The sequence below is a fragment of the Anaerorhabdus sp. genome (assembly GCF_036657415.1).
GTDB lineage: Bacteria > Bacillota_I > Bacilli_A > Erysipelotrichales > Erysipelotrichaceae > Anaerorhabdus.
This window is the reverse complement of sequence record NZ_JAVXGL010000009.1, coordinates 18,428-28,614: the sequence shown is the minus strand read 5'-3', so window position 1 is coordinate 28,614 and position 10,187 is coordinate 18,428. Positions and strand designations below refer to the sequence as shown.

The following is a 10,187-nucleotide window of genomic DNA, read 5'->3' as shown; positions in this document are numbered from 1 at the left end:
TTGTAAGTCTTATACCGCTTGCTTTTAAGCACGAAACTATGCTGTATGACACAATAAACTCTATTTCAGTCATTATTTTCATCATCGACTATATTCTTAGATTTATCACTGCTGATTTCAAATTTAGAAATAAATCATATACTTCTTTTATTAAGTACCCATTTAGTGGATATGCACTAATTGATTTACTATCAATTCTTCCATCATTAACACATATAAATAGTAGTTTAAAATTATTACGAATTTTTAGAATGATACGCGCTTTTAAAGTTTTTAGAGTTTTCAAGACGCTACGATATTCAAAGAGCTTCATGATTATTCAAAGTGTGTTAAGGAAATCGCAAGATGCATTAATTGCTGTCTTAGTTTTAGCCATCTCATATATTTATCATGGCACTATTGATTTTCAATATAGAGCCAGATTCTTTTAACACATTTTACGATGCAGTATATTGGGCAACAGTATCATTAACAACAGTGGGTTATGGCGATATTTATCCTGTTTCTGAGTTTGGAAGATTAATTACCATGATTTCTTCTATATTCGGTATAGCAATTATTGCACTACCAGCTGGAATCATCACAGCTGGGTACATGGATGCATTAAACTCAAAAGAAAATTAACAGTATTAACACATATAATTGATATTTAGTTCCTTCACTTTCTATATGATATCTATGGGGTAACTCTTTTCGAAATACCTCCAAATGTATTAAAAAAGCCTTTATTTAAAGGCTTAAACGATATGATATCTATCGCGTTCTACTGATTTGGCGCACCCGACGGCGAATAAACTCCTACATTTAGACTAATCCCTTGTTAACTGTATGAGTTCCTTTGAAAAAGCTAATATATTTTCCCTTTCCTCTGGTTTTGATGATGCAATTAGCACTGTCAATGTTGCCAGTGTAGTATTACTAATCCTTTGTTTATTATTTACAATAAGTTGCCTATTCTTCATTAAGAAGTAAATAAAGATAGTAGCTGCAATTATCTTGTTTCCATCATAAAAACTATGGTTTTTTGTAATGAAGTAGAGTAAATTAACTGCCTTATCTTCTAAAGTAGGATAAAGTTCAACACCCTCATAACTTTGATAGATTTGATTTATACTTGATTGAAATGATTCATCTCTTTCTTTTCCAAATAAGTCTCCTCGAGCATCAAAGGGTGATTGTTCAATCACTTCTATGCATTCTTCATAGGATAATTGATAAATACATTCTGTTTCTTGATTCTTTTTTTCCAGAAGCATTCGATGATCATAATCATCTAATAATTGTAATCCTTGTGAATAGAGATTAAGTACACTTAATACTTCTGAGGCATCAAATCCTTTCACACCTTCCATCATATCCACTTGGATTTCTTGCATGCGTTCTAGTTGTTTTAGTCGTTTTTCATTATAAACTACACCTTTCAATGTATATTCCTTAAGAATTTTAGTTGCCCATCTTCGAAATATAGTTCCTTTCAAAGATTTGACTCTATACCCAACTGAGATAACTACATCTAAGTCATAGAAAACAACTGGTTTGTCAGAATTTGCAATTTGCATATTTTGCAAATTGCTTTTCTCTGAAATTTCATTTTCATTTATTGCATTTTTAATGTGTCTTGATATAACAGAAATATCTCGATCAAATAACTTTGACATTTGTACCTGAGTCAGCCAAACTGTACCCTGTTCCAGAGTAACTTCTACAGATATTACTCCATCTTCGAAAATTATAGATCCATTTTCTTTCATTTATACTTCCTCCTACTTATTTATTAGTAAAAGAAGTATAATTTCCTGAATTTTTTATAGAAAAGTACATAAAAACCTGTGTTTGACACAGGTTTGTTCAGTTAGCATGGAGCACCTAATGGGAAATGAACTCCTACATTTAGACTAATCTCTTGGTGTTGCATTTTTTACTAAAAAGTTCTCGCATGCTAAAATACTTATATCTATACAAATTTATAACTTGATGTTTTGGAATTAGTTTACATTTCAACAAATAGTTTATTTTGAGTTTTTATATTGATAGGAGACAAATTGCGATACTGCTGCAGAATATCATCATATAGAACACCCGTATATTTAGGAATTTCTATGGTTATTACAACAAAATATTTCATAGGATTGGCACCTGCAATATCTCTATTCATTCCATGTAATATGAAGAATGGATTATTCAAAGATGAAGTCCGTATAGGAATTGTTTTCTTTGCAACTGTATCCCACTTTAAGTGTTTTGACCGTAATTCATCCTCACTCAAAAACTTCTTAGGAGGTTTGGAGATAGGTAATTCAGAACGTTTAAACCCTAAAGCGAGTAATTTTTTCTCTTCATCTGTACCTATAAGGGCAGACTTTTGTTTTTTGCCAAGCGAATCGGGCGGATTGTAATTATAGCGTTTGTCATTTGGATAAAAGTAGTCTTCAATACAATTACAAGTATAAGAGTCTACGTCGTTTGGATTCAACTCCGATAAAGTTGTAAGAGTCCAAGTAATGTTTGCATTACAATTAAGACCATTAATGTTTGGTAAAAGTATTGGAAGCTTTATGTTTTGTCTTGGAGCTATACTGCCTTCATAAAGTACTATTACCTTATTATCTTCACAATTCAAAACATCTGAGACATCTTCCGCACAAAATCCAAAACCTATTTCTTCTATTCCTAATTTGCCTGAATCAGAAGCAGTGTGAATTAATAAGGTTTTAGCCATATGAGCAGAAATTTCAGAAGATAAAGCCATAATTTTCCCCAGTTTTCCTACAACTATAGGAGATGAAAAACTTGTCCCACATTCCGTTGTAACTTTATTTGGCGTTGTACTTATTAACACAGATGGATTTTCAGGTGTACCTCCAAACTCTAAAAAATCCGGTTTTACTTTACATCCTTCACGTCCTGGACCTACACAACTGTAGGTTGCTCTAGTCTTCTCACCTTTTTTAGTAAAAGTATATGCACCTATTCCTAATCCATTTACTAAATCAGCTGGTGCTTGCACTCTATTAAGAGGATAAGGCAAATCTCCATCATTTCCTACCGCAACACAAAACAGCGGATGATGATTCAACATAGATAACTTGTCGAGAGCATAAGTAAACCGGCTAATATCATCATCAACTATTGCTCCACGGGGACCAAAAGATAAATTATACAATACTGTTTCAGTATTATTTTTAACGATCTCTTCTATTCTATCAATGGCAGGATAAAGTCCACTATCCTCTAAAAAATTCCCAGTATCCTTTTGCGGAATGATTCTATATGAATCAATAGATACAATCGGAGTCTCCAATTGTTCTTGTGATCCCTTGTAATTAAGTAATCCGTATAAAACTGCTCCACAAACAGCTGTTCCATGTGCTATTAATGCAGGATGCTCTGGAACAGAAGTTAATTCATAGGAAGATACAAAGTCTTTCAAATGGGGTAATGTTGAATTAACACCTCCATCAAAAACACCTATCTTTACTTGCGCTTTACCCTTATATTCAGGTGGAATCGGTGCATCAAAGATTTTTCTTCCTCGCATATCGGGAATACTTAATTCTCCCAATGGATGTATTGTTCTCAGCGGATTAAATTTAGTTAGTCGCTCAAGAACTTCCTGTGTACATTCAGCAGCACAGAAGAGAGGGCCGTTTTCATAGTAAGTAATCTTGTATTTGTCTTCACTTAAATTAAGAAGCGTTATAAACTGTTGCAACTCGAAACCATTACCCCATTCAAGCGGATGTAGAACAATTTCTACTAGTCCACTTTCCCACGAGCTTGAAAACCCAGTAATTTTCTCAGTAGATTCCAACAAATCAATTGTTCGAATCATAGATATTTGATTTCGCCAAGTACCTATACTATCTTTTTCTCCAGATTCTAGAGTATTTTTCAGATTTTCTAATCCTTTATCACTAACTTTTGCAAAATAAAGTTTTGAATTTATTGAATTTTCTTCTGCTTTAGAAATTGTGTACTTACGCCCACCTATAGATGTGATACCTTCTATAGATAATAGCATTTCTGGAGTATATGATTTTGCTTCGCACTTGTGTTCCATACGAATACAGATGACTTTTTCAGGTAGAAATATTTCGCTTTTTACCTGAACTTCATCTTGAATTATAGAGATGTCTTTAATCAGCGATATTTTATTTTCATAATATGTGTGGGGGAGGTTTAGAGGTCCACCATAATATCGTTTATCTATATCATTTACATATAATTCACCGCGTCCTAATATTGGGTGCTTATTACTCATTCAATTCACCTCCATTTTGCAAATACCGACTAACTGATGTTACTGGTATATTTGTTATCTGTGAAATGTCACGAATACTCAAAGATGGTTTTACCTCTCTAAGCAAATTACAAAGTTCAATCTTACTTGATTTATCTTCAAAATTCCCCAAGCAAAATTCTTTAAAAACTATCAGATCAATATTATCCCCATCTAGAACAATTTTTCTTTTTACATGCATACAAATTTTACATAAATCTGCTGCATTAACTAGAGCTGTTTGTTTCAAAGCAAACGAAATCGCATTAGAAGATAAAAGATTGAAATATTTTCCTAAATTTCTTTCCAGTAAAAGTTGTCGTTCTTCTTTATCTGGAAGTTTGAAATTGATAGTGCGATCAAATCGTCTCCAAATTGCTTTATCCAATAAGTCAGGATGATTTGTTGCTGCTATTACAATACTCTGACTAGGCCATGTTTCTAACTCTTTTAATAATACATTTACCAATCTCTTAAGTTCACCTAAATCAGATAAATCATCTCTTCGTTTAGCAATTGAATCAATTTCATCAAGTAGCAAAATAGCTGGAAATGAACGAGCATAGTCAAATATATTTTTAATATTTTGCCCTGACCGACCAAGATAACTTGAAATTGACGTCGCTAAATCCATTGTTATTAACGGTAAATTCAATTTGTATGAAAGCCATCTAGCTGAATAGGTTTTACCAACCCCAGGTTCACCTACAAACAATAGACTATTTGGCGGTGTTATATCTTCCAAAATTAATTTCTCTATTTGATTTCTTTCAGATATAAAGTACTGAAGTTCTCTTATTGTTTCACTCGCTAAAATAGGTTCATCAATCTCTAGTGGCTCTTCAGCTTTACACAAACTAAACCGAGATTCTTTGTCGATAGGTAGTGGCTGAACATCCATCGCTCTTATCGCAGATGCCCCATTTCTAGTATAAGTCAGTGATTGAGAAATCTCGCGAGCTATATCAGGTTGCTTTTTCTTATAGAATTTGATGAGCATAGTAGATATTTCTTCAACTAGCCTACGATCATTGTCTAAACAGGCTCTAATTAGCCTTGGTATTAATTCTTCACTAGTCATTATTTCACCTCTCTATAATAATTTTGGCACACTACAATAATACGATATTAATAGGTTATAATCAATCGTTTTGTTCCACTATTTTAAAAAATGAAGTTTTGGTACATATAATTATATCAAAACTACTATCATCTATATAATCGCAACTTAAAACATTTCATTTTTTGTTACATTTTTTTTGAATTACCATTTATTATTCACCGACTAAATAAAATTATTAAGTTTTCCAATTCTCTTGATCAAACTATTCCCATACAATTCATTAAGTCCTTAAAGGAGGGAGAATATATGAAATTCAGTATTGAAGAAAAAGAATCATTAGTAGCAAGGTATCAAGCAGGTGAATCAGTAAGGGAGATTTGCATATTATCCAATGTACCGCGTAGTACATTCTACACCTGGATTAAACCATATCTAGTTCAATCTAAAACTACTGAGTATGAAGTTAGTTACAAAGCATTTACAAGTTTAAATCGAAAGATTCATAGATTGGAGAAAATCGTTGAAATCCTTCAAAAAGTGGACTGTACTGTAAGTTCTCCATTACAAGGTAAGCTAAAAGCTTTATCTAAACTGTATGGTCAATATGACGTTCGTGTTTTATGTGATGATCTTTGTGTATCAAGAGGAACCTTTTATAATCATATCTTCCGTCGCAAAGATGTTACTTTATATGATAAACGAAGAATAGAGATGAAAGAGCGTATTCAATTAATTTTTGATGAAAGTAAACAACGCTTTGGTGCAAACAAGATATTAACTGTATTAAATGAACAAAGCATTCGAACATCTTATCAGTACGTCTCTGAGCTCATGCGAGAAATGGGTATTCAAAGCATAGTTACCACTTCCAAGTCAGATTACAAAAAACTTCTTAGTTTGGATAAAAAGAAGAATGTATTACAAAGACGATTTAACGTTTCTAAACCAAATTGTGTTTGGGTAAGTGATATAACTTGTTTTAAAGTAAATAATCTCTATATTTATGTATGCGTCATCCTCGATTTGTTCTCACGTAAAGTTATTTCATATAAAGTATCATCTAAAAGTAGTACCTATTTAGTTACTTCCACTTTTAAACAAGCATTTAGTAATAGAGGTAATCCACAAAACTTGACCTTCCATAGTGATCAAGGTTGCCAGTATACTTCTAAAGCATTTCGGACGTTATTGAAGATGAACAAGATTGTCCAATCTTTTTCGCGTGCTGGTCGACCTTGTGACAATGCTGTTGCGGAATCTTTTTTTGCTTTATTGAAGCGTGAAGAAATTTATCGAACTAAATACAAATCTGAGCTACAATTTCACAAAAGCATCGATGATTACATTGAATTTTACAATTCAAAAAGACCCCATAGAACTATCCATAATAAAGTTCCTAATAAATATGAAGAGTTGTATTATAAAAGAATCAATCGTGAATAGACTTATTAGATAAGAGGTTCTAATACCGTTAATTTGACGATTTCCTCTACAAATTTAGTTTTTTCATTTATCTATACCCAATTTTTAAAAATTCACATTATTCACAACCCTTTATTTTAAAGGCTTTTCTTCTAAACAAAAGGTATGAACTATTGGACAGTCTAGAAAAACTGTTCGATACTTCATACCTTATTCACTTTGGCGCGCCCAACAGGACTTGAACCTGCAACCTTTTGAATCGGAATCAAAAACTCTATCCAATTGAGCTATGGGCGCAAAGGTAACGAAGTAAGTTTATCACAATACGCTTTAATTTAAAAGATTTCACAAAAATCTTGAATTTTCTTACTACACTTTGTAATATGGAACATATGTGATAAGGGGAAAATAGTATGTCAGCACTAAAATCATCTACCGACAATACGACCAAACCAAAGAAAAAATTTCCAAAATTAGGTTTAAGAAGCATTAAAACTGCTATCAGTACTACACTATGCGCAATTATTTATATACTAATCGATAGGAACTCAACATTTGCTTGTATCGGTGCAGTGTTCGGTATGGAAACATCAACTGAAACTCCTTGGAAAAGTGGTAGCAATCGTTTCATCGGAACGATAATTGGTGGTTGCTTAGGTATGGTATTTTTTTACCTTCAACAACAAACTACTGGTAAACTGATGCAAATCGTATTTTTATTAATTGGTATTACTTGTCTTATCATACTGAGTCAATTTCTAGGCTATCCTGGAGCGATTCAAGGTGGTGCGGTAGTGTTTTATATCGTTATGTTAAATACACCTCATGATGAGTATATAAGCTATGCAATCAATCGTATGATTGATACTGGAGTTGGTGTATTTATATCTATTCTAATTAATGTTCTACTTTCGCGTCAAAATCTATCCCGTTATTTCACCTTTATTAAAGAATAAGTTATAATAAGAAACAATAAGGAGATAAACTATGACTATTAAAATGTTAGTATGCGATATTGATGGTACATTAATTCCATATTCTCGTGAAAGTATTAGTGCTAAATTAAAAGAAACATTTGATGAAGCTAAAGCAAAAGGAATTCAGATCCTAATAGCTACTGGAAGACATTATTCATTTATTCATAAAAGCTTGTTTGAAGATGTTAATCCTGATTACTTTGTGACAATCAATGGCGCTTGTTTAGTTGATAAACATGGCACTGTTCTTGAAAGTTATCCTATGAAAGAGGAGGATGTTGATATTCTTTACAAACTTTGTGAAGAGTACAACATTGGATTAGGATTCAAATTCAAAGAAGGCGTTGTTATTTATTCTAATTATGACAAATTCTATAAAGGATATGTTGGTGATAAAGACTATGGTAATGCTGTCTTTGCAAATCCAACAGATATTCCTTTCCACAAAACAAATGGATTGCCACTAGGTGCATTTCTAATTGGTGATGAAACAATTATCGAAACATTTAAAGAAAAAATACCAAGTTTAGTATTCGCATGGTCTTATTCTAAAGGATATGATGCTTACCCACCTACATTTAGTAAAGCAACTACAATTGCTTCCGTATTAAAAATGAATAATCTAACTTGGGATAACGTAATGTCTTTCGGCGATGCAGAAAATGATATTGAAATGTTACGCCAAGCACAAATTGGTGTCGCAATGGGAAATGCCCGTGACATCGTTAAAAAAGAGGCTGACTTTGTCACAACCTCTGTTGATGAAGATGGTGTTGATTTCGCAATTAGACATTTCAATGTTATTTAAAATAATCTAGTTCTTTTAGATAAGGGTCAGTAATGACTCTTTTTTCATGTGTAAAAATCTCATGCCATTCAAGTTTATAAGCATAAAGTCCCATGCCTTTCCACTTGTCTGTTTTTGTTCCATAGTATTCATCATTTACAATGGGATATCCGATCGAAGAAAGATGAACTCTAATTTGATGTGTTCTACCTGTTTCGAGTTCACATTGAATCAATGATAATCCATTCTTAGAATTTATACACTGTATCTTGGTAATTGCTTCTTTACCTGAAGAAGCGATTATCATTTTTTTTGCATCATGGCGATTTCTTCCAATTGGTTTACAAATAGTTTGTTTCTTTCCTATTTTCATTTCACCTTCTACAATTGCATAGTAGAAGCGTTTAACTTTCTTTTCCTTTAACTCCTCATCAAACCAAGGTTGAAACAAAGATATCTTTGAAAAGAACACTAGACCTTCAGTTTCTTCATCTAATCGATGAATATAACGTACTGGAAGATTTTGGTTGGTTTGTGCATAATATGTTGCGACTTGATTTGCTAGTGTTCCTAATTTACTTTTTTCATCATGCACAATTATTCCTGCATCTTTATGTGCAATTAAAACAAAATCATCTTCATAAACAATTTGTGCTGACTGATTATCACAAGCATAATCAATTTCTTCTTTGGGTAATTGTATCGTGATTGAATCTTCTTTTTTTATGATACTTTCTCTTGAAGCAATCTCATGATTTAATTTCACACGTTTGTCCTCAAACAACGTATGAATATTCTTCTTAGATACTTTAAAAAGTTGAAGGAATTCAACAACTGTCTTTCCTTCAACCGCTTTACATTCATTAATATTTATTTGGTTGAACTTTATCTCATATTTCATACTATTATGATAAAGCTCATTTCAATCTGACGCAAGTTTTTTAAACAGCTAAACGTTTACGTTTGAAAATCATGATTCCTGCAACAAACAAAACGATAGCTATTACAATGTAAGCAATGTTTGCTGTCATTGCAATTTCTCCACTCGCAATCTTCATTGGGTCATACCATCCAAAAATTGATATCTTTGTAAGAAAATCCAATTTATCTGAAACGCCACTAAGCATTTTAATCAATAAGAAGGCTAGTGGAATTCCAGCACCAAAACCAATTGAATATTTTGTATCTGAAAATAAACATGAACAGAAGAATGTAATTGCCATAACAGTTATATTTACAAGTAACACTGTAATATTTAAGTTTGTGAATGCTTCTATATCTAAACTACCTGGAAACATTGCATTACTCAAAGTGATATTAAAGATAAATACAATCCCTAGAATAACTATCATTGATATAATCGCATAGATTGCTTTTGTTAATGCAATTTTAACACGCGAATCTGGTGTTGATAATAGACATGCAATTGAACCATTATCTACTGTTTTCGCAATTAATTTATTTCCCAACATAATACTGTAAACCATTGGAAAACCAATCATTAATAACCCATATAACCAACTTGCAAGATATCCAGTCATATCCGTAAATGCTTCTGCAAAGCCCAACATACTCATTATTTCTGGTGGAAATAATTCAAACATTTTCATTAAATTATCAATACTAGCAGGATCAAACATTGAAATCATCACACCTGAA

The 10,187-nt window shown here is 32.3% G+C and carries 10 protein-coding genes and 1 tRNA gene; 5 read left to right on the top strand and 6 right to left on the bottom strand.

Features of this window, described 5'->3' with window-relative positions:
- On the top strand, window positions 1–431 hold a 431-nt coding region (locus RSB60_RS11430), incomplete at its 5' end, for an ion transporter (RefSeq protein WP_442879652.1).
- Window positions 391–624: a potassium channel family protein gene (locus RSB60_RS02420; protein WP_332614346.1), complete on the top strand. Its 234-nt coding sequence runs from the start codon at window positions 391–393 to the stop codon at window positions 622–624. The genes RSB60_RS11430 and RSB60_RS02420, both read left to right, overlap by 41 nt.
- A gap of 185 nt (window positions 625–809) precedes the next feature.
- Here the strand turns inward: RSB60_RS02420 and RSB60_RS02415 are convergent, their stop codons facing one another.
- From RSB60_RS02415 to RSB60_RS02405, 3 genes are all read right to left on the bottom strand, one after another.
- Window positions 810–1,751 carry a virulence protein RhuM/Fic/DOC family protein gene (locus RSB60_RS02415; protein WP_332614344.1) on the bottom strand — a complete coding sequence of 314 codons (942 nt, stop codon included), beginning with the start codon at window positions 1,749–1,751 and terminating at the stop codon, window positions 810–812.
- A gap of 239 nt (window positions 1,752–1,990) precedes the next feature.
- On the bottom strand, window positions 1,991–4,261 hold the full coding sequence (locus RSB60_RS02410) for a S8 family peptidase (protein WP_332614342.1): 2,271 nt from the start codon (window positions 4,259–4,261) through the stop codon (window positions 1,991–1,993).
- A complete protein-coding gene (locus tag RSB60_RS02405; protein ID WP_332614340.1) occupies window positions 4,254–5,279 on the bottom strand; it encodes an AAA family ATPase in 1,026 nt (341 codons plus the stop codon). The genes RSB60_RS02410 and RSB60_RS02405 overlap by 8 nt, the downstream gene beginning before the upstream one ends.
- A 369-nt stretch (window positions 5,280–5,648) precedes the next feature.
- On the opposite strand from RSB60_RS02405, the gene RSB60_RS02400 reads away from it, so the two are divergent.
- Entirely contained in the window at window positions 5,649–6,785 is a 1,137-nt protein-coding gene (locus RSB60_RS02400) for an IS3 family transposase (protein ID WP_332614338.1), read from the top strand.
- A gap of 199 nt (window positions 6,786–6,984) precedes the next feature.
- Here RSB60_RS02400 and RSB60_RS02395 read toward each other — a convergent pair.
- A tRNA-Arg gene (locus RSB60_RS02395) sits at window positions 6,985–7,061 on the bottom strand.
- Window positions 7,062–7,177: 116 nt separating this feature from the next.
- Between RSB60_RS02395 and RSB60_RS02390 the strand changes: the two genes are divergently transcribed.
- Together RSB60_RS02390 and RSB60_RS02385 are read left to right on the top strand one after the other, a co-directional pair.
- Window positions 7,178–7,720 (top strand): FUSC family protein, encoded by a 543-nt coding sequence (locus tag RSB60_RS02390; RefSeq protein ID WP_332475304.1) that lies wholly within the window; start codon window positions 7,178–7,180, stop codon window positions 7,718–7,720.
- Between the two features lie 31 nt (window positions 7,721–7,751).
- Window positions 7,752–8,549, top strand: coding sequence for an HAD family hydrolase (locus tag RSB60_RS02385; RefSeq protein WP_332491650.1), 798 nt, complete (start codon window positions 7,752–7,754; stop codon window positions 8,547–8,549).
- Here RSB60_RS02385 and RSB60_RS02380 read toward each other — a convergent pair.
- Complete coding sequence (locus RSB60_RS02380) at window positions 8,542–9,429, bottom strand: RluA family pseudouridine synthase (protein ID WP_332614336.1); 888 nt, start codon at window positions 9,427–9,429, stop codon at window positions 8,542–8,544. The genes RSB60_RS02385 and RSB60_RS02380 overlap by 8 nt on opposite strands.
- Window positions 9,430–9,469: 40 nt before the next feature.
- Window positions 9,470–10,187 (bottom strand): ABC transporter permease subunit (locus tag RSB60_RS02375; protein ID WP_332614334.1); only part of this gene is annotated, 718 nt, incomplete at its 5' end.